Below are 19,135 nucleotides of genomic sequence, written 5' to 3' on the forward strand. Positions count from 1 at the left end.
CCCCCAAGTAGCTTGCAGATTCTGAGAAACTTTGAAAACGCCATTAAGCAGATTGGGGGAGTTAAAGTATTTCAAAGTGGTACTACCGATCTTTGGTTAAGACTCGACAAGGAGGGCAAAACTTTCTACGCTTATGTAAGGGCGCCCCACGGAGAGACATATTATCTCACCGTCGTAGAAAAAGAGGCGATGGTACAGGAGGTGGTGGCGGATGCCAAAAGCCTGATAAGGGATATTCAATCAAAAGGGAGCGCCTCCGTTTATGGAATCTATTTCGATTTCGATAAGGCGGATATTAAAGCAGAGTCTGAACCGGCGATTAATGAGATTGCAAAACTCCTTCAGGAGAACAAAGATCTTAAGCTCTATGTGGTAGGGCATACCGATAACGTTGGGAATTTTGACTACAACATGAAGCTTTCAAAAGCCCGGGCAGATGCCGTGACAAAAGAGCTGGTAACAAAACATAAGATCTCCCCAGAAAGGCTCAAAGCCTTTGGCGTCGGCTCTCTTTCTCCAGTTGCTTCCAACAAGACGGAGGAGGGTCGCGCCAAGAATCGCCGTGTGGAATTGGTGGAACAGTAAAATCTTAGGGAATTTTGCCACTTAATCGAAGAAGGGGATGAGTCTTTTCATCTCTCCTTCGGGGTTGATGGGTGTATGGAAGCGTCATGATCTTGAGGCGCTTTAAGTAGGATTAGACGATTAGGGACGTCCTTGAAATTTGGACATTTAAAGCTGGAGGGCTGATTTGATTATTGACATACATTTCGCATCGCAACGAATGGTCGCATCATAGAAATCACCACGAACTGCCCGGGTACTCGGCACCCTGCTTGCTTTGATTTGGTTGGGCGCCAGGATCAAGGCCCTGATCCTCCGCAAAGGATTCCGCCCGGGCTCCCCCATCGTGCCGTGCGCCAGACCTTGCCAGACATTCAAAAGGCCATCCTCACCCAAAGCGGGGAGGCTAAAGTGGATGTCCTGAGAAACCTCCAATACATGGAAAAGTTTTGACTCTATGATCCCTTGAGGAGCTGTGGTTTTCGCCATCGGGGGATTGGCTTCAGGAGACAATTTTCTACTTCAGAAAGGGTAATTCTACAGCCCTATGGGACTCAGGGGCGATGGGAGTGAGATGGGATTCCCTTAGTATTATCGCCATGGACCTCTCATCCATTTGCGTCCCCTTGTTTACCGGAAGGAGATAGGGTATAAATATCGTTAAGAATAGACTGCGAGGGATCGGATGCGAAAGAGATGGGCCTTAGTTGCCCTCTTGGGGATGTTCTTCTTGTTCTGGGCGAACGGTTCCCTTCACGCCCAGAAGCAACCCAGGAGTCTGACGATCCTTTACACCAACAATATCAACGGCGAGATCGAACCTTGCCCGACCTGAGACCCCAGGACGCGGCTTGGCGGTCTGGCCAGGAGGGCGACGTGGATCCGGGAGATGCGCGAACCAGGGGGAAAAGACCTGTTCCTCCTCGATGCGGGTGATTTGCTTTTCAAGAGGTATTCCGGTCCCATCCCCCAGAACGAAGTGCAGATGGCCACGGAGAGGGCCCAGTTGATTCTCGACAGTTTCAACCTGATGGGCTATGACGCCCTGGCCATCGGAGATGACGATCTTTCCCTGGGAAAGGAGTTCCTCCAGGAGATGGCGAAGAGGGCCAAATTCCCCTTCCTCTCAACCAACGTGATCGATGAGGCCACAGGCAAGCCCCTCTTCCAAACCCATCTCCTCAAGGAGCTGGCGGGCCTCCGGATTGGCCTCTTCAGCCTCCTCTCTTCCGAAGCCTTCCAGAATCCCTACGATCCGAGGAGAAAAGGGCTCCAGTTTCGATCCCCCACCGAGACCGCCCAGGCCATGGTGAAAGAGCTCCAACCCAGGACGGACCTGATCATCCTCCTCAGCCATCTCGGTTATCCCAAGGACGTGGAGCTTGCCCAGACGGTGCCCGGGATCCACTTCATCATCGGTGGCCATTCGGCCGTCAATCTCCCCAACCCCCCTTTCATTCAGAGGAGCTGGATCTTCCAGATGGCCTCGAAGGGATTATACGGAGGGAGGCTCCAGCTCCTCCTTCGAAGCAACGAGCTCCTCTTCTTCAATGGCTCTGAAAAGCGATCCCTGGAAAACAGCCTCCATCAACTCAAGGAGAGGGTCCTCACCGCAGACGTGAACGAAATAGAATACTGGCTCCAGTCGAACCTCGGTCTTTACGCTCGTATCCTCAATATGGCCCGTCTCTCTCAGATCCGTTTCCCCGAGGAGCTCCCCCAGAACCTCCGGGATCTCGTCGCAGCCCTGAAAGCCCAAGACTCCGAAAAGCAGAAGGGATTGCGGGGAAGGGTCAAAGAAGAAGCCGAGCAGGCCCTCAAACAATTAGAGGCCAGAAATGAGCTTCATCACCACCTCATCGCCCTGGGCCAGCAGATCAAGGATCATCCCGAGATCGCAACATGGGTCCAACAGTTTCGATCTAAGTACCCCGAGCCCGAAAAGGCCTCCGTCCCTCGTCAGGAGGCCCCCCGACCGAAAGGCCCCACCCCTCAGAAGTGAACATGTCCAAGGCAGACCTGATCCTCCTCCATCCTCCCACTTTTTATGACTTCAGGAAACGGCCAGGCCTGTACGGTCCCATCAGCGATGTCGTGCCCTCCACGCCCATCTTCGAGATGTACCCCATCGGCTTTGCCAGCCTCTCGGAGTATCTGGAACGTCACGGTCTCAAGGTTCGAATCGTCAATGTAGCGATGAAGATGCTCCGCTCCGAACGATTCGATGTCGAGAAGTTCATTCGAAAGAACAGACCCGTTGCCTTTGGAATCGATCTCCACTGGATGGCCCACGTCCATGGGGCCCTTGCCCTGGCCGAGTTGATCAAAAAATATCATCCCGAGACGCCCGTGATCTTGGGTGGCCTTTCGGCCACCTACTATCATGAAGAGCTCCTACGCCAGTATCCCTATGTCGATTTTGTGATGAGGGGAGATTCGACGGAGAAACCCCTGACCCAGTTGCTCAAGGCCCTCAAGGAGAAAAGGGGGGTGAAGGATATCCCCAATCTCACCTACCGCGACGGGGCAAACGGCATCCACGCCAATCCCATCACCTGCGTCCCGGAGGATCTCAACGAGATCGCCATCGATTACCGGCACATCATGAAGAAGGTCGTTCGGTTCATGGATCCCGTGGGCTACCAGCCCTTTGTCGACTGGTATACCTATCCCGTCACGGCGGTCTTCACCTGCAGGGGGTGCACCTATCACTGTAAAACCTGCGGGGGCTCTGCCAGGACCTTTCGGGCCATGGCCAATCGGTCGAGGCCTGCCTACCGTGACCCGATCCTCCTGGCCAAGGATATCTTCGACATCTCGGAACACCTCAATGCCCCGATCATGATCATCGGCGACATCTTCCAACCTGGAGAGGATTATGGGGAGGCTTTTCTCCGGGAGATGAAGAGGAGACCGATCGACAACCACATCGCCTTCGAATTTTTCGTCCCCCCCTCCCGGAGGCAATTGGAGCGAATCGCTGAGGCGGTCAAGAATTTTAATATCGAGATCTCGCCCGAATCCCATGACGAGGAGGTGCGGAGGGCCTTCGGCAGGCCTTATGGCAACCCACCCCTGGAGAGGATGATCGCCGATGCCATCGAGCTCGGCTGCAAGCGGATCGATCTCTTCTTCATGATCGGCCTTCCCAAACAGACCTACCAGTCGGTCATGGAAACCGTCGATTACTGCAGGGCCCTGCTCGAACGCTTCCGGCCTTACCATCGACTCATCCCCTTCATCTCCCCTTTGGCCCCCTTTCTCGATCCAGGAAGCACCGTCTTCGAGGAACCGGAAAGGCATGGATATCGCCTCTTCTACCGGACGGTGGAGGAACACCGTCAGGCCCTGACGGCCCCGAGCTGGAAGTACATTCTCAATTACGAAACCGAATGGATGGACCGCCACGAGATCGTGGCCAGCACCTATGAATCGGGGAGGAGGCTCAACCGCCTGAAGGCCGAATATGGTCTGGTCGATCGGAAGACCGCCGAGGCGGTTGAGTTGCGGATCGAACGGGCCCTCGCCCTGATGGAGGAGATCGACCGGATCCTCGCCATCGAAGACGCTCGACAAAGGGAAACGCTGCTCCAGGCCCTGCTGAACCGACCTCAGTCGCTTCGGCACTACAGCATGTCCACCGTTTGCGAAAAGCGAGAACTGGAGTGGCCCACCCGATTCATCCGGATGAACCTGTTCAAAATCATCAAAACGCTGATTTCGAGGAGGAAGCCTCATGCCGTCCCGCCCCCGTCAGGAGGCCCTTCGTAAGATCCCGAGCGTGGACGAGATGCTTTCAAAGGAGGAGGCCTCGAACCTTCTCAAGGTCCATCCCAGGGCCGTCGTGGTGGAGGCGATCAGAAGAGGGCTGGGACGGCTTAGGAACGAGCTGCTGAGGAGAAGCGACTCGTCCTTGCCCGTCGACGATCTCCTCTCGGACTCCTCCCTCTTCAGGCTTGTGAAGGAAGAGATCGATCTCCAGACCCAGCCCCGCCTACGACGGGTCATCAATGCCACGGGCATCGTCATCCACACCAATTTGGGCAGGGCGCCCCTCCATCCTCGCGCCCTCCTTCAGATGGTGGAGGTGGCTCAGGCCTACTCCAACCTCGAATACGATCTCGAGTACGGGGAGAGAGGGGACCGGCACTCCCACGTGGAACCCCTCCTCTGCCAGCTTTCTGGGGCCGAATCCGCCTTGGTCGTCAACAACAATGCCGCCGCGGTCCTGCTCTGCCTGAACACGATTGCAGAGGGAAGAGAGGTGATCATCTCCCGGGGTGAGCTCGTCGAGATCGGGGGTGCCTTCCGGATCCCTGACGTGATGAAACGGAGCGGAGCCCTGCTCAAAGAGGTGGGCACCACCAACCGCACCCATCTCAAGGACTACCAGAAGGCCATCGGGCCTGAGACCGCCCTCCTGCTGAAGGTTCATACGAGCAACTTCAGGGTGATGGGCTTCACTTCGGAGGTCTCCCTCGAGGAGCTCGTCCAACTCGGCAGGGCCCACCATCTCCCGGTGATGGAGGATCTCGGAAGTGGCTGTCTCATCGACCTTCGCCGGTACGGACTCGAAAAGGAACCCACCGTCCAGGAGGCGATTCGCACTGGAGTCGATGTGGTGACCATCAGCGGCGACAAACTCCTCGGAGGGCCTCAGGCCGGCATCATCCTTGGAAAGAAAGCGGTCCTTGAAACGATCAAGGTCAATCCTCTGATGCGAGCCCTTCGTATCGATAAGCTGACCCTTGCCGCCCTCGAATCGACGCTTCTCCTCTACCTCGATGAGAAGCGGGCGATGGAGGAAGTCCCGACCTTGCGGATGCTCGGGCTGACCCCCTCGGAGTTGAGACGAAGGGGCAGACGCCTCCTCAACCGGCTCAAGGGGAAAGTGGGGCCGACCGTTCAGGTGACGTTGAAAGAGGAGGTCTCTCAGGTCGGGGGAGGGGCCTTGCCCCTTCAAGAACTTCCAACGATCGTCCTCGCCTTGAGGTCGGAGACCCCTCCGATCACCCTTCTCGAGGAACGTTTGAGAAAGGGAGATCCTGCGATCGTCTCCCGGATCAGCAAGGGGGAGCTGCTCTTCGATATGAGGACCGTCTTCGAGGAGGAGATTCCCCTCCTAGCCGAAGCGATCGGAAAGGCCTTGGGTCAGGCTGGATCGGGTTGAAGCTTGAAGAAGGAATGGACCATGTAGCTTCCTTTCCCTCAGGAGAGAAGACGTTCACCCTCCAGGTGACTCCCAAAGACGAAGGGAGACGTCTCGACCTCTTTCTCTCGGAAGCTGGGCTCTGCCCTTCCCGATCCCAAGCCAAACACCTCATAGAAAAAAGGCATATTCTTCTCAACCAGAAAATTCCAAAACCGAGCACCCGCTTAAAATCCGGGGATATCGTTTCGGGCATCCTGCCCGAGCCTCAACCCCTCTCCCTGCTCCCCGAACCCATTCCCCTCTCAGTCCTCCATGAGGACGAGTCCATTTTGGTCATCGATAAACCTGCTGGGATGGTGGTCCATCCCGCCCCTGGAAATCTCTCTGGCACGCTGGTCCATGCCCTCCTCCATCACTGTAGGGGCCTCTCAGGGATCAACGGATCCCTTAGGCCTGGCATTGTTCATCGCCTCGACAAGGAGACCTCGGGCGTGATGGTCGTCGCTAAAACCGACCAAGCCTTCCAACACCTCTCCAGACAATTTAAGAACCGGAAGGTGGAGAAGGTTTATCTGGCCCTCGTCCACGGGGGGGTGAAAGAGGACGAAGGGAAAATCGATGCCCCGATCGGAAGACATCCAGACCAGAGGAAGAAGATGACGATCCGGACTAATCGGGGAAGGCCGGCCCAGACGGCATGGAAGGTTTTGGAGAGGTTCGGTCCCTTCACCTTACTCGAAATCCGTCCTCAGACCGGCCGAACCCATCAGATTCGCGTCCACCTCACCTCGATGGGGCATCCCCTGCTCAAGGACCCCCTTTACGGGAGACGGGGGAAGTCGGCCGTCCTCGACGATCCAAAGATCGGTTCATGTCTGAAGGGGATGAACCGCCAGGCCCTCCATGCCTACCAGTTAGGGTTCGACCATCCCAGGACTGGAGAGCGGGTTCAGTTCATCGCCCCCATCCCGAGGGACCTAACAGAGACGATCGAATGCCTGCGCCTCCTGACCAAGGGCCTCTCTTTTGATCCCAGGGGAAAGGGGTGACATGACCCGGCTGGACCGCTCATCGATCCGCACCCAGGAGGGGATTCCTTACTTCAGCGATCCGACGTTGAAGAGATTCGAATGGCTCAACCACGCCTTTCTCACACGACAGGGCGGCATGAGCCTTTCCCCCTACCATTCTTTAAACGTGAGCCTCGAAAACGGCGATGACCAGAGAGCCGTCTTAGGAAATAGAGATCGGATCGCCTATGCTTTCGGTTTCGACCCTGCCCGGCTTGTGCTATGCCAGCAGATTCACCAGGATGGCATCTTCGTCCTGAACGACCCCGCCCTGTTGAGCACCAACCCGATGAAGTTCGATGCGGTCATCACCCATCTCCCCGATCTCTATCTCGGGATCCTTACCGCGGATTGCCTTCCGATCTTCATCGTCGATCCAAAGAGAAGGGTGATCGCCGCCATCCACGCCGGGAGGCAGGGAAGCGGACTTAAAATCACCCAAAAGGTTTTGAGAACGATGAAAGCGCAGTGGCGGTGTGCCGAAGAAGACCTCCTCGTTGTCCTGGGACCTTCCATCGGCCCCTGTTGTTACGAAGTGGACGATCCGGTTTTTTCGCGACAATGGGAACCCTTTTCCATCTCGAAGAGGGCCGGCAGGTGGATGGTCGATCTCGCAGGGATCAACATCGCCCAGATGACGGAGGAAGGGGTTGGGGAGCATCAGATTTCCAGGATCGATCTCTGCACCCGCTGCCATAACGATCTCTTCTTCTCCTACCGCGGAGAGGGCGTAACCGGCAGACAACTCTCCTTTATCGGGATGAAAGGCGGCTCTTCATCAAAATCCCTTGGTTGAGGTCAAATCTTTTGGGTCAAAAGGAAGTGGGGTGCGTTCTTCTGGGGAAGATCTTTGAAAGGGCGGTCCCAACGGAGAGGAGGAATGCCCTGTGGAAGGCCGAAGGTTCGGGTGGTCCCGGGGATTAAGCCTGGGAAAAAGTCGTTCCATTTATAAGAAACGGATCGCCCATGAATCGGGTCGATTCTTAAGGTCGGCTTGGATCCTCGGCAGATGGCCCCAATGCCAATATTCTCGATTCCCCCGTTGTAGATTTCGGCTGCTTGCCCGTTTCCACTTTAAGGTGGCGGAAGCCATCAGAGAGGTATACCAGCCGAAAAAAGAATTAACGATGCCCACCAGGTAGTTGCCCTGATAACCTGACGGGAGATGGTGGGCCTGGATGTCTCCATTGCGATTTACAAAAGGGTAAGAGAAGGTAAAGTTTATCCCTAACCAAAAAGTCGATTGCAAAAATAAAACGGCTTTAGACTTCCCTTAAAGTTTTTCTATCGCAACCTTGAGGATCAATCGATCCCCTTTAAAAACTCCAGGGCGCTGGCGGCGTAGAGTTTGGCGGTGAGGCAGAGGTCCTCGATGGCCACCCACTCGTCCTTCTGGTGGGGGATCGTCTTCTTTCCCGCGCCCAGGGTGACGATCGGGATGCCGGCCCAGGCGGTGAGAAAGGTGCCGTCCGTGGCTCCGGGCACGCCATCGTAGACGGGCTCCTCGCCGGTCACAGACCGGAAGGCCCTGGCCACGGCCTGAACGATGGGCTCCTCCTTGGAGGTCTTGGTCCAGGGACGGTCTTCGAAGACATTCAACCTCGCCTCGAAGGAGAGGCCTTTGGAAAGGCCTTTTTCAAGGGTTTCCCTCAATTCTCGCATCCGGCCCCCTTGAAGGCTCTCGTTGACCGCCCGCTCCTCCTCCGTGACGATATCCTCGAGCTGTTTCTTCAACGCCTCATGGGATTGGCCGGGAATCGTCCGAATGTCGAGAAGGGCCCTGCACTGATAGGGGACGACGTTGAGCTGAGGCTCGCCCTTCACCGGTGCCTGAAGCACGGTGGGGGTGAGGCTCGGGTAACCGAGGAAGGGATCCTTGCCCAGCCTTTCGATCTCTTCCTCTTCGAGCTGTCCGATCTTTTCGAGGATGGAGACCATCGGAGGGATCGGGTTCAATCCGGCGAGGGGCATGGCCCCGTGGCTCATCTTTCCCGTGGTGAGAAGCTCTGCCCTCATAGCCCCTTTCTGGGTGATGCAGAGGCGGTTGTCTACAGGTTCGCAGATGATCGCGGCATGGACCCTGTTGGTCCAACCGTTTCGGATGAAATGCTTCACCCCTTTCATCAGGCCTTCCTCGTCGACGAGGATGCCGAGGAGGATCTTTCCTTTAAACGGGATCCCCGATTTGATAATGGCCTCGACCGCCTTTACCGCAGCCGCCAAATTTCCCTTCGTATCGCAGGCCCCCCTTCCGTAGATCCGGTTTCCCACGACCCTCCCTTCGAACGGGTCGTATCTCCATTCCGAACGATCCCCTTCGGTGACCACATCGGTATGGCATTCGAACATGAGGCAGGGCCCTTCCTCCTGCCCCTGTAACAATCCGATGACGTTGGGAGAGCCCGGCTCCACCTCTTCGACCACCACGTCAAGCCCCATCTCCTCGAGATGGCGGGCGATGAAGAGGGCCACTTTCTCTTCGCCTCCCCGATCCCCCTGCCTGACGCTGGGGATCCGGATGAGCTCCTGGGTCAGTTGGATCAGCTCCTCTCTCCTGATGGCTTTGAGCACGGGATCGATCTTCAAAGGCCCCTCCGTCTCCGTTTTGCGTTTTCGGAGTTTTAAATCCTTATCTTTTCTTCCTCGGGACTTCTATCACGACATCCATGGCGCCTATGGCGCCTCCTGGCAAAGACCGTAGCGAGGGGAGAATCTTAAGGGAGGGCCACGCTACGCTCGGGACGACTTCATCGAATTGGTGCGGCCTTCGGGCTCGCAATGACGCTGATGGTACATTTATCGTCTTTTTCAAGCGCTCCGGACTCCTATTTGGATTCTCGCCAGTTTCGGGTCGAGCATATCCCTCAGGCCGTCGCCGAGGAGGTTGAAACCCAAGACCGACAGGGCGATGGCACATCCAGGGAAGATCGCCAGATAGGGGGAAGTTCCCATGAACGTCTGGGCCTCGTTGAGCATCCTGCCCCAACTCGCATGAGGAGGCTGGGTTCCCAGGCCCAGGTAGCTCAGGCCCGCCTCGGCAAGGATCGCGATGGCGAACTGGACGGTCCCCTGAACGATCAGGGGAGAGAGGATGTTGGGGAGGATGTACTTCCAGACGATCCCGGCCTCGCTTCGGCCGATGGCCCGTGCCGAGGTCACGTAATCCCGTTCCCAGATGGAGAGGGAGGTGGCCCGGGTCAACCTCGCGAAGATGGGGATGTTGAAGATCCCGATGGCGATCATGCTGTTGATCGTGCCGGGACCGAGGACCGAGGTGATGAGGATGGCGCTCAGGACCGCGGGGAAACCGTAGAGGACGTCGGCGGCCCTCATGATGACCTCGTCCACCCACCGTCGGTAGAAGGCCGCCAGGGAGCCGAGGAAGATGCCGAAGCCCATGCCGATGGAGACCGCCACGAGCCCCACGATGATGGAGTTGATGGCGCCCTTCATCACCCGGCTCAGGATGTCCCGCCCGTATTGGTCCGTCCCAAGCCAGTGAGCGCGGTTGGGCGCCTGGAATCGCTCCGAGAGGTTCATCCGGTTCGGATCGTAAGGGGTGTAGAACAGGCTGATCAGGGCGGTGAGAAAGAGGAGCAGGGTGATGACGAACCCAAGGGTAAAATTGATATTCCGAAGGGAACGGCGGAAGCTCATCTCCTTCTTCTTTCCTCACTCGTACCGGATCCTCGGATCGAGGTAGCGGTAGGCAATATCGATCAGAAAGTTGATCACCACGATGATGAAGGCGATGAGGAGGACGACCCCCTGGACCACCGGGAGGTCTCTTTGGCCGATGGCCTCGAAGACGAGCCTCCCCACGCCGGGAAGGTGAAAGACATTTTCGATGATGATGGCCCCGGCCAGAAGATCTCCGGCCTGGAGGCCGATGACCGTCACGACCGGGATGATCGCATTGCGAAAGGCGTGCTTGTAAACAACCCTCCGCCTCGAAAGCCCTTTGCTCCTCGCCGTGCGGATGTAGTCCTCTCCCAAAACCTCCAGCATGGAGGAGCGGGTCATCCGGGTGAGCACGGCCGCCCTGACCAGCCCCAGTGAGAGGGCCGGCAGGAGGAGGGAGCGTAGGGCTTTGAGAGGATCGGTCTGCCAGGGATGGAATCCTCCGGCAGGGAGCCATTGGAGGGTGACCGCGAAGAGAAGGATGAGCAGGATCCCCGCCCAGAAGGCGGGCACGGCCAGGCCGATCTGAGAAAAGATCATGATCCCGTAATCTCCAGGTCGGTTCCGGTGAAGGGAGGAGTAGATCCCGAGGGGGATGGAGAGGCCGATCGAAAAGAGCATCGAAAGCAGCGCCAGGGGGACGGTCACCTGGAGCCGCGAAAGGATGAGAGAGGTGACGGGGACCTCATAGGTGATCGAGCGGCCCAGATCTCCGAGGGCCAGATTTTTCATGTATTGGAGGTACTGCAGGAGGGCCGGCCGATCCAGCCCCATCTGGTGCCTCAACTTCTGGAGCATCTCGGGAGTGGCCTGGATGCCCAGGATGATCTGGGCCGGATCGCCTGGAAGGACCATGAGGACCGAAAAGATCACCATCGAAACGATCAGGAGGGTCAAGAGCAGGACGATGGTCCGTTTGAGAAGATAGGCTATCATCTTTTTGAAAAAAAAGGGCCAGAGATCTTTTAGGAGAAAACCTCAGGCCCGTTCGACAAGAAGAGAGCCGAAATCCAAATCTCGGGATCGGTCTATTTCTGGATCCAGACCTCGCTCACGTCCTGGGCGGTGATGGGATAGTCCTTCCACCAGTTCATCACCTCTTTCTTCATCGTGGGAAGGCTGGGGAGGACGAAGAGGAACCCGTTGACCGCATCTTCGGCGATCATCTTCTGGAGCGTGACGTAGAGTTCTCTTCTCCGTTTCGGATCGATCTCCATCTCCGCCTTCTTGAGCGTCTCCTGGAACTTCGGGTTGTCGTAGCGGAAGTAGTATTTGGGATTGGCGTAGATGTCGATGTCAAAGGGCTCGGCGTGGCCGATGACGGTGAGGTCGAAGTCGGCATTCCTGAAGACGCGGTCGATCCACTGCCCCCACTCCATCAACTCGATCTTGAGCCGGATGCCCACCTGCGAGAGCATATCCGCTATGATCTCCCCCGAACGCCTCGCATAGGCGAACCGCTCAGGGATTCTGAGCACCGCCTCGAACCCGTTCGGATGCCCCGCCTCGGCGAGGAGCTGTTTGGCCTTCTTTGGATCGTAGGGGTAGGTTTTCGTCAGATCGATGTAGTAGGGGTTGCCCGGGTCCATGTGGCTTCCGATGGGCACCCCGTAGCCGGACATCGCCCCTTTGATCAAGGCACTGCGGTCGATGGCATGGGCCATGGCCTTGCGGACCCGGACATCGTCGAAGGGTTTTCTCGAATGGTTGGTCGAGAGGATGACCTCGGTCGTCGTGTATCCATTGAGAACCTTAAACTTCGGATCCTTCTCAAGGAGGAGGGCGTTCTCCGGGCTCACATCGTAACCGATGACGTCGACGTCCCCCGCCTTCAGGCTGGCGATCTGGGCGCTCGGATCCCCGATGAATTTGAAGGTGACCTTGTCGAGGTAAGGAAGCCCCTTCCGGTGGTATCCCTCGAATTTCGCCAACACGATGCGATCGCCCCGGACCCACTCGACGAATTTGAAGGGGCCGGTCCCCACGGGCGCCGTCTTCAGGGTTTCGACGGCCTGTTTGTGCTGGATGATGGAGTCGGGTCGGGCCAGGTTGAAGAGGAACATCGCATTGGGATTCTTCAGCTTGAATTTGAAGGTGTGAGGATCGACCACTTCCATCGACTCGATCTCCTGATAGTATCTCCGGTTGGGGATGGTGATCTGGGGGTCAAGGAGTCGTTCGAAGGTGAACTTCACGTCCTCCGCATCGAAGGCCTTTCCATCGTGGAACTTCACGCCCTTCTTGAGGAGGAAGGTATACTCCTTTCCGTCTTTGGAGATCTTATATTCCTGGGCCAAAGCGGGAACGACCTTGCCATTTCGGTCGATCCTGACCAGGCCTTCTAACACATTGCCATAGACGACCCTTGGGATGGCCGCGGAGGTGGCAGTGGTGGGGTCGAGCCCTGGCGGTTCCACGCCCTGGGCGATGGTGAGCGATCCCCCATAGACCGGTTTGGGCTCGACCTTGGAGGGCCCTTTGGTCTGGGCATGGCTGGCCGCGGCGAGGCAAAGGATGAAAGCAAGGATGGTGACCAATGCCAAATACCTTTTCATCTCCGATCCTCCTCTTCTCTGCTTTTTCTCCTTTTGTCCCTTCCAGAAAAGGAGCCGATTTGGCCCTGTTAAAAGGCTACCGGCCAGGAGGAAGGACGAACGAAATAGTATCCGACTTCCTCCCGGATTGTCAACCCGAAGGGATTGATCCGACCTTTTCGAAGGCCCGATCCAAGATCCGGACGGCCTGAAGGATGTCATCCTTTTCGATCGTCAGAGGCGGTGTGATCCGGATCACATTGCCGTAGAGGCCTCCTCGGCCGATGAGAAGCCCCTCCTTCTTCGTCTCCTCGAAGATCCGGTCCACCAGATCCGGAGCAGGGGCCTTTCCCTCCTTGACGATCTCCAGGGCTTGGATCAAGCCCATGCCGCGTACCTCGCCGATGATTTCGAATTTCTCCTTCAACCCCTCCAGTCGATCCCTCAGGAACGTTCCCATGATTTCGGCCTTCTGGAGAAGGCCTCTCTTCTCGATGGCCTCGATCGTGGCCAGGGCAGCGGTGGCCGTCACCGGATTTCCTCCGAACGTGGAGAGATGGGGGCCCTTCAAGGCATCGGCCACCTCGGGGGTGGCGATCGTGATCCCTATGGGCGAGCCGTTGGCCGCCCCTTTGGCCATGACCATGATATCGGGCTCCACGCCCCAGTGCTCGATGCCGAACATCTTTCGGCCGGTCCTTCCCCAACCGGTCTGGACCTCGTCGCAGATGAAGAGCCCGCCGTAATGCCTGAGGATCGAGACGACCTCTTGGAAATATTCTTTGGGAGGGGTGATGAAACCGCCCACGCCCTGGATCGGTTCGGCGATGAAGGCGGCCGGATGGCCGGAGGTGGTGGTCTCGATGAGCTCCCTCAAGTCCTTGGCACACAGAAGATCGCAAGAAGGATAGGTCTTTCCGAAGGCGCATCGAAAGCAGTAGGCGTTGTGGGCATGTTTGATCCCGGGGATCGAGCTTCCCCCGAGGCGCCATCGCTGATGGCCGGTGAGGTTCATGGTGAGGAGGGAGTGGCCGCTGTAAGAGTGGCGAAGCGAGATGACCTCGTTGCTTTTCGTGTAGAGCTGGGCCATGAGGATGGCGGTCTCGACGGCTTCGGTGCCGCTGCTCGTGAAGAAGGACTTCTGCAGCCTTCCGGGGGTGATCTGGGCCAGCTTCTCCGCAAGGGAGATGGCCGGAAGGGTGGGGTAGAGGGTGGAGGTGTGCTGGAGCCTTCTCATCTGCTCGCAGGTCTTCTCCGTGATCTCCTCGTCGCAGTGGCCCACGCTGATGGTGACGATCCCTCCGAAGAAGTCGAGATATTCCCTGCCCTCGATGTCGTAAAGATACTTCCCCCTGCCTCTCTCGAGGAAGAGAGGCTCCTCATAGTAGTGGGTCACCCAGGGGACGAGGTATTTCTTTTGCTTCTCGTAGATCTCTTTCTTGTCCATGGAGATTCCTTTCCAGGGTCAAAGGCTTGCCAACTCCTCATTGAGGAGGTCGGAGACGAACATGTGTCCCGGGGCATGGGTGATGCAGAGATCGGGTTTGGCCTTCATCACCACGGCCTGAGGCGTGACCCCGCAGGCCCAGAAGACCGGAATTTCATCCTTTCCGATCGTCACCGGATCGCCGAAATCAGGTCTTCTCAGATCCCGGATGCCGATCTTTAATGGATCGCCGATGTGCACGGGGGCTCCGTGGACCGAAGGGTATCGGGAGGTGATCTGGACGGCACGGCTCACCATCTCCATCGGAATGGGTCTCATCGTGACGACCATGGGGCCATGGAAGACCCCCGCCGGTCTGCAGGGGATGTTCGAGATGAACATCGGGACATTCTTTTTCTCTTCCAGATGTCGGACAGGGACCCTGGCCCGGAGCATCGCCTCTTCGAAGGAGAAGCTGCATCCTAATAGGAAGCTGACGAAATCTCTCTTCCAGAGGGACCGGATCTCTTTGACCGTGCCCTGGAGCCTCCCTTTTCGATAAATGTTATACCGGGGGAGATCGGTCCGGATGTCTGCCTCCTTCGACAGGAATTCGGTCCGAAACTTTCCCGGCTCCAAGACCTCGAGCAGGGGGCAGGGCTTCGGGTTCCTCTGACAGAAGAGGAGAAAGTCGAAGGCATACCTCTCTGGAAGGATGACGAGGTTGGCCTGGGCATAGCCCAGGGCCAGGCCCGCGGTGGGTTTGTCCCATTTTCCTTGCCGGATGAGGAGACGGGTCTCTCTCGGCGAAAGCCGCTCGATATCTTCGATCCTGCTACTCATGGATTGATCAGGCTTCCTGGAGCACTTTAAGGCTGACCCCTTCGACGATGTCCTTGACCTTTTCTTTATAAGCCAGCATGTGGGGGGCGGTGAGGTGATTTTGGAGGGCCTCCAGGCTTTCCCATTTTTCGATAACGGTGACCCTGTCTTCATCGAGGCTCTGAAGGGGAAGGCCGGCGGGGAGGTCGAGGGTCGGAACATATTCGATGCATCCCTTCTCAGCCCTGACGCGAGGGACATTGGCCTTGAAGATTTCGAGAAATTCGAACCGTCTTTGGGGTTTGACCCGAATGGTGGCGATCACGTAGACCATCTTTTCCCTCCCTCGGTGGAGCATCTCTTTAAATCCATTCTACCTTAACCTCGTGGAAATGCAACCCCTGGAGTTTCTCGACACCGTTTTGAGGAGTTATTGACCGGGATGGAAGAGAAGTGAGGGGGGCGAAGGATTGGGTTTCATTTCCGTTACCTGGCCTCCCTTTCAAACGGACAGGATTCCGTAAGGGCGTTTTTCACAGTCCGAGGAAGGCCTTTCGAACGACGTCGGATTCCAACAGCTCTGTTCCTTTACCGGTATGGATGGTCCGGCCGGTCTGGAGGATGTAGCCCCGGTCAGCGATCTCCAGGGACTCCCGGACATTCTGCTCGACGAGAAGGATGGTCAGGCCCTCCTTTTTTAAGAGGGAGATGGTCTCGAAGAGTTCGCTCACCAGCTTCGGCATCAGGCCCAAGGAGGGTTCATCGAGCATCAGCAACTTTGGCCGGATCATCAGGCCCCGACCGATGGCGAGCATCTGCTGTTCGCCACCGCTCAAGGTCTCCCCTCTCTGCCGCCTCCGCTCCTTCAGTCTCGGGAATAATCGATAGACGTACTCCAGATGGTTCTGGACCTCTTTTTCCGAAGAGGAGATGAAGGCCCCCAGAAGGAGATTCTCCTCGACGGTCAAGGGGCCGAAGATCCGCCTCGACTCGGGAACGTAGACCAACCCCATCCTCACGATCCTCGCGGTCTCCTCGCGGGTGATCTCTTTGCCGTCGAAGAGGATCCGGCCGGAGACCGGAGGGGCAACGCCCATAATCGCCTTCAGGGTGGTGCTTTTGCCCGCGCCATTGGCGCCCACCATGGCGACCAGTTCCCCGGGGTTCACCTCAAGGGTCACCTCGTGGAGGGCTGGGACCCCTTCGTAATGGACCGCAATCTTATCGACCTTTAGCATATCTCTCCCCGAGGTAGGCCTCGATGACGATCTCCTGTTTGGCGACGTCCTCCGGGCGTCCTTCGGCGATCTTCCGGCCTGCGGCCATGACGATGATCCGTTCCGAGATCGTCATGATAAATTCCATGACGTGCTCGGTCAAGAAGAGGGTCAAGCCCATCTCCTCTTTGATCCTCTGAAGGGTCTGGATGATCTCTTTCGTCTCAAGGGGGTTGAGGCCCGCGGCCACTTCGTCGAGCATCAGGAGTTTGGGTTTCGTGGCGATGGCCCGGGCCAGTTCGATTCTCTTCTGGAGCGCGATGGGAAGCCCGGAGGGAAGGGCGCTTGCGACCTCGGCAAGGCCCATCCGCTCCATGATCTCCCTGGCCTCCTTCCGGGCCACCTCCCTCTCATCGGTCCGACAGAAGGCCCCGATCATCACATTTTCTTCCACGGTCAGATTGGGCATGGTCTTCAAGCCCTGGAAGGTCCGGGCGATGCCCTCCCGGGTGACCTGATGGGGGGGCCAACCCGCGATGTCCTTTCCCTCGAAGAGGATCTGTCCCGAGGTCGGTTTGTAATAACCCGCGATGCAGTTGAAGAGGGTCGATTTTCCTGCCCCATTGGGTCCGATGAGGCCAAGGGTCTCCCCCTTTCGAAGTTCGAAGGAGATCTGGTCGTTGGCCACCAGTCCACCAAAGGTTTTGACAAGGTGTTTGACCACGAGCATCGGGCCTTTACCTTCGTTTCCTCAGAAGTTTGCGCTCGATGATCCCCCAGATGCCCTTCGGCTCTTTGGCTGCGATGATCATCATGATCACGGCGTAGATCATGAAATCGATCCCGAGACGCTTCTGCGCTCCCAGCCAGGCCCCGAGGTACATGTCGAGGGGGATGAGAAGGCCTGCGCCAATGATGGGCCCCCAGATCGAGCCCGCCCCTCCCACCATGACGGTCATGGCGATCAAGATCGAAAGGTCCAGAGGCATGACCGCATCGGGATCGATGTAAAGGTAGTAGACCGCCATGAAACTGCCCCCCAGGGCGCCAAGGCCTCCGGTGATCGTATAGTTGATCACCTTCGTCCGGAAGACATTGATCCCGAGGCTTGCGGCCGCATCCTCATTGTCCCTGACCGCCTGGACCTGATAGCCGAGCTTCGACTTCCGAAACCAGTTCATGAAGTAAAATTGGAGGAGAAAGAGGAAGAGGATGAAGTAGTGGTAATAGATGGGGGAGTTGAACTGCATATAGACGAAATCCGCTCCTTGCCGGATCGGCAGTTCCACTCCCCGGGCCCCTCCGGTCCAGTCCCAGAAGATGAACAGTTCCTTCCAGACGAGAGCGACACAGAGCGTGGCGATGGCGAAGTAGTGTCCCTTGAGTCGAAACATGGGATAAGCGATGGCGAAGGACTCGAGGGCCGCAATCACCATGCCAGGGATGATGGTGATCCAGAAGGGGACCTTCCACCAGACGATCATCAGGGCCGTGGCATAGGCGCCGAAGCCGACGTTTTTGGCCTGTCCGAGATCGACCTGGCCTCCGTAGCCGCCGATGAGGTTCCATCCCAGGCCGAAGAGGGCGAAGAGGAGAAATTTGATCATGACCGCCCTTCCATAGGCCGAGGTGACGACCCAGGGAAAGAGGAGGACGATCAGGAGGAAGAGGAGAAATCCCACTCGTTCGAAACGGGGGCGGTCGCTCAAGGAGAAGATGTCGGTCAGAAGGCTCCCCATCTCACCAACCGAAGAGGCCCCGGGGTCTGAAGACGACCACGAGGAAATAGACGACATAGATAAAGGAGAATTTTAGCTCGCTCACGAGCTGGCCGCTTATGACCATGATGAGGCCGATGATGATCCCCGCGACAAAGGCGCCGAGGATGCTTCCGAATCCGCCCAGGGCGACGGTGGCGAAAGCGATCAGCGAAAAGAGCATGCCCACCGTAGGGGTGACATAGTAGAAATGGGCCAAGAGGGCGCCGGCGAGGGCAACCGTCGCGCCCCCGATCCCCCAGGCGAGGGCATTCATCCCTTTGGTATCGATCCCCATATACCTGGCCGCCTCGGCGTCGATGGCCGTGGCCCTGAGCCCCCTTCCCAGTTTGGTCCGGTAGATCATCCAGTAGATAGCCGCGAAGGCGATCAGGCAGAGGCCGGCGGAGACGACCTTGCTGGCATCGATGCTGATCCATCCCAGAGAGAGCGTCTTCCCCACAAGGATCCCCTGTTTTAACGACCGGACATCAGGGGTGAAGATGTACATGGCGAGGTACCGCAGGAAGAGCATCAGACCAAAGGTGCCGAAGAGCTGGGCCACCATCGGACCGCGCAAGATCCGGTGGATGAGGACATGGTAGCTCAGGAGGCCCAATCCATATCCGGCCGCTGCCGCTACCGGAAGGGAGGCCAGGGGGTCGAGGGGGAGAAAGGTCGAGAGGAGGTAGGCGATGTACATGCCCATCATCAGGAATTCGCCGTGGGCGAAGTTGACGATGTTCATCACGCCAAAGATGAGGGAGAGGCCCAGGGCGATCAGCGCGAAGATCATGCCCATCAAGATCCCATAGACGATGAGTTGAACCACCAGTTCCATAATCGATTAAAGGTAAGAGAGGACAAACCCCCTCCTCCCTCCCCTTGAAAGGGAGGGAGGGAGGGGAGATA

Annotated in this window: 18 protein-coding genes; 7 read left to right on the forward strand and 11 right to left on the reverse strand. The window is 57.4% G+C overall.

Translation table 11 applies throughout. The annotated features are described in order from the left end of the window. From N3G78_07930 to pgeF, 7 genes are all read left to right on the forward strand, one after another. On the forward strand, positions 1 to 585 hold a 585-nt coding region (locus N3G78_07930; GenBank protein MCX8117841.1), incomplete at its 5' end, for an OmpA family protein. Between the two features lie 664 nt (positions 586 to 1,249). Continuing rightward, positions 1,250 to 1,399 (forward strand): hypothetical protein, encoded by a 150-nt coding sequence (locus N3G78_07935; GenBank protein MCX8117842.1) that lies wholly within the window; start codon positions 1,250 to 1,252, stop codon positions 1,397 to 1,399. Between the two features lie 54 nt (positions 1,400 to 1,453). Then, positions 1,454 to 2,566, forward strand: a complete 1,113-nt coding sequence (locus N3G78_07940) for a hypothetical protein (GenBank protein MCX8117843.1) — start codon at positions 1,454 to 1,456, stop codon at positions 2,564 to 2,566. Positions 2,567 to 2,568: 2 nt separating this feature from the next. Continuing rightward, on the forward strand, positions 2,569 to 4,335 hold the full coding sequence (locus N3G78_07945) for a TIGR04190 family B12-binding domain/radical SAM domain protein (GenBank protein ID MCX8117844.1): 1,767 nt from the start codon (positions 2,569 to 2,571) through the stop codon (positions 4,333 to 4,335). Continuing rightward, positions 4,301 to 5,734 (forward strand): L-seryl-tRNA(Sec) selenium transferase, encoded by a 1,434-nt coding sequence (gene selA / locus N3G78_07950; GenBank protein ID MCX8117845.1) that lies wholly within the window; start codon positions 4,301 to 4,303, stop codon positions 5,732 to 5,734. Before N3G78_07945 ends, selA begins: the two co-directional genes overlap by 35 nt. A gap of 14 nt (positions 5,735 to 5,748) precedes the next feature. Continuing rightward, positions 5,749 to 6,765, forward strand: coding sequence for an RluA family pseudouridine synthase (locus N3G78_07955; protein MCX8117846.1), 1,017 nt, complete (start codon positions 5,749 to 5,751; stop codon positions 6,763 to 6,765). A gap of 1 nt (position 6,766) precedes the next feature. Next, positions 6,767 to 7,582, forward strand: coding sequence for a peptidoglycan editing factor PgeF (gene pgeF / locus N3G78_07960; protein MCX8117847.1), 816 nt, complete (start codon positions 6,767 to 6,769; stop codon positions 7,580 to 7,582). A gap of 506 nt (positions 7,583 to 8,088) precedes the next feature. Here pgeF and N3G78_07965 read toward each other — a convergent pair. The 11 genes from N3G78_07965 to N3G78_08015 form a co-directional block, all read right to left on the reverse strand. Further along, positions 8,089 to 9,366, reverse strand: a complete 1,278-nt coding sequence (locus N3G78_07965; GenBank protein MCX8117848.1) for a M20 family metallopeptidase — start codon at positions 9,364 to 9,366, stop codon at positions 8,089 to 8,091. A gap of 228 nt (positions 9,367 to 9,594) precedes the next feature. Next, positions 9,595 to 10,443 (reverse strand): ABC transporter permease, encoded by an 849-nt coding sequence (locus N3G78_07970; GenBank protein MCX8117849.1) that lies wholly within the window; start codon positions 10,441 to 10,443, stop codon positions 9,595 to 9,597. 15 nt (positions 10,444 to 10,458) lie between these two features. Continuing rightward, positions 10,459 to 11,403: an ABC transporter permease gene (locus N3G78_07975; GenBank protein MCX8117850.1), complete on the reverse strand. Its 945-nt coding sequence runs from the start codon at positions 11,401 to 11,403 to the stop codon at positions 10,459 to 10,461. A 92-nt stretch (positions 11,404 to 11,495) separates the two neighbouring features. After that, the gene (locus N3G78_07980) at positions 11,496 to 13,022 is read right to left on the reverse strand and encodes an ABC transporter substrate-binding protein (GenBank protein ID MCX8117851.1); all 1,527 of its coding nucleotides are present in this window, start codon (positions 13,020 to 13,022) and stop codon (positions 11,496 to 11,498) included. A gap of 130 nt (positions 13,023 to 13,152) precedes the next feature. Then, on the reverse strand, positions 13,153 to 14,448 hold the full coding sequence (locus tag N3G78_07985; GenBank protein ID MCX8117852.1) for an aspartate aminotransferase family protein: 1,296 nt from the start codon (positions 14,446 to 14,448) through the stop codon (positions 13,153 to 13,155). A gap of 18 nt (positions 14,449 to 14,466) precedes the next feature. After that, the gene (locus tag N3G78_07990; GenBank protein ID MCX8117853.1) at positions 14,467 to 15,270 is read right to left on the reverse strand and encodes a putative hydro-lyase; all 804 of its coding nucleotides are present in this window, start codon (positions 15,268 to 15,270) and stop codon (positions 14,467 to 14,469) included. A 7-nt stretch (positions 15,271 to 15,277) separates the two neighbouring features. Then, positions 15,278 to 15,583 (reverse strand): antibiotic biosynthesis monooxygenase, encoded by a 306-nt coding sequence (locus N3G78_07995; GenBank protein ID MCX8117854.1) that lies wholly within the window; start codon positions 15,581 to 15,583, stop codon positions 15,278 to 15,280. 199 nt (positions 15,584 to 15,782) lie between these two features. Then, positions 15,783 to 16,487: an ABC transporter ATP-binding protein gene (locus N3G78_08000; protein MCX8117855.1), complete on the reverse strand. Its 705-nt coding sequence runs from the start codon at positions 16,485 to 16,487 to the stop codon at positions 15,783 to 15,785. Then, positions 16,471 to 17,196, reverse strand: a complete 726-nt coding sequence (locus N3G78_08005) for an ABC transporter ATP-binding protein (GenBank protein ID MCX8117856.1) — start codon at positions 17,194 to 17,196, stop codon at positions 16,471 to 16,473. Before N3G78_08005 ends, N3G78_08000 begins: the two co-directional genes overlap by 17 nt. 7 nt (positions 17,197 to 17,203) lie before the next feature. After that, on the reverse strand, positions 17,204 to 18,205 hold the full coding sequence (locus N3G78_08010; protein ID MCX8117857.1) for a branched-chain amino acid ABC transporter permease: 1,002 nt from the start codon (positions 18,203 to 18,205) through the stop codon (positions 17,204 to 17,206). Between the two features lies 1 nt (position 18,206). Beyond that, positions 18,207 to 19,064 (reverse strand): branched-chain amino acid ABC transporter permease, encoded by an 858-nt coding sequence (locus N3G78_08015; protein MCX8117858.1) that lies wholly within the window; start codon positions 19,062 to 19,064, stop codon positions 18,207 to 18,209. Positions 19,065 to 19,135 lie beyond the last annotated feature (71 nt).

The sequence above is a fragment of the Thermodesulfobacteriota bacterium genome (assembly GCA_026415035.1).
GTDB lineage: Bacteria > Desulfobacterota > BSN033 > BSN033 > UBA1163 > RBG-16-49-23.

Coding starts and splice junctions, on each gene's coding strand:
- N3G78_07935 (MCX8117842.1), top strand. CDS start 1,250: ATGCGAAAGAGATGGGCCTTAGTTGCCCTCTTGGGGATGTTCTTCTTG.
- N3G78_07940 (MCX8117843.1), top strand. CDS start 1,454: ATGCGCGAACCAGGGGGAAAAGACCTGTTCCTCCTCGATGCGGGTGAT.
- N3G78_07945 (MCX8117844.1), top strand. CDS start 2,569: ATGTCCAAGGCAGACCTGATCCTCCTCCATCCTCCCACTTTTTATGAC.
- selA (MCX8117845.1), top strand. CDS start 4,301: ATGCCGTCCCGCCCCCGTCAGGAGGCCCTTCGTAAGATCCCGAGCGTG.
- N3G78_07955 (MCX8117846.1), top strand. CDS start 5,749: ATGGACCATGTAGCTTCCTTTCCCTCAGGAGAGAAGACGTTCACCCTC.
- pgeF (MCX8117847.1), top strand. CDS start 6,767: ATGACCCGGCTGGACCGCTCATCGATCCGCACCCAGGAGGGGATTCCT.
- N3G78_07970 (MCX8117849.1), bottom strand. CDS start 10,443: ATGAGCTTCCGCCGTTCCCTTCGGAATATCAATTTTACCCTTGGGTTC.
- N3G78_07975 (MCX8117850.1), bottom strand. CDS start 11,403: ATGATAGCCTATCTTCTCAAACGGACCATCGTCCTGCTCTTGACCCTC.
- N3G78_07980 (MCX8117851.1), bottom strand. CDS start 13,022: ATGAAAAGGTATTTGGCATTGGTCACCATCCTTGCTTTCATCCTTTGC.
- N3G78_07985 (MCX8117852.1), bottom strand. CDS start 14,448: ATGGACAAGAAAGAGATCTACGAGAAGCAAAAGAAATACCTCGTCCCC.
- N3G78_07990 (MCX8117853.1), bottom strand. CDS start 15,270: ATGAGTAGCAGGATCGAAGATATCGAGCGGCTTTCGCCGAGAGAGACC.
- N3G78_07995 (MCX8117854.1), bottom strand. CDS start 15,583: ATGGTCTACGTGATCGCCACCATTCGGGTCAAACCCCAAAGACGGTTC.
- N3G78_08000 (MCX8117855.1), bottom strand. CDS start 16,487: ATGCTAAAGGTCGATAAGATTGCGGTCCATTACGAAGGGGTCCCAGCC.
- N3G78_08005 (MCX8117856.1), bottom strand. CDS start 17,196: ATGCTCGTGGTCAAACACCTTGTCAAAACCTTTGGTGGACTGGTGGCC.
- N3G78_08010 (MCX8117857.1), bottom strand. CDS start 18,205: ATGGGGAGCCTTCTGACCGACATCTTCTCCTTGAGCGACCGCCCCCGT.
- N3G78_08015 (MCX8117858.1), bottom strand. CDS start 19,064: ATGGAACTGGTGGTTCAACTCATCGTCTATGGGATCTTGATGGGCATG.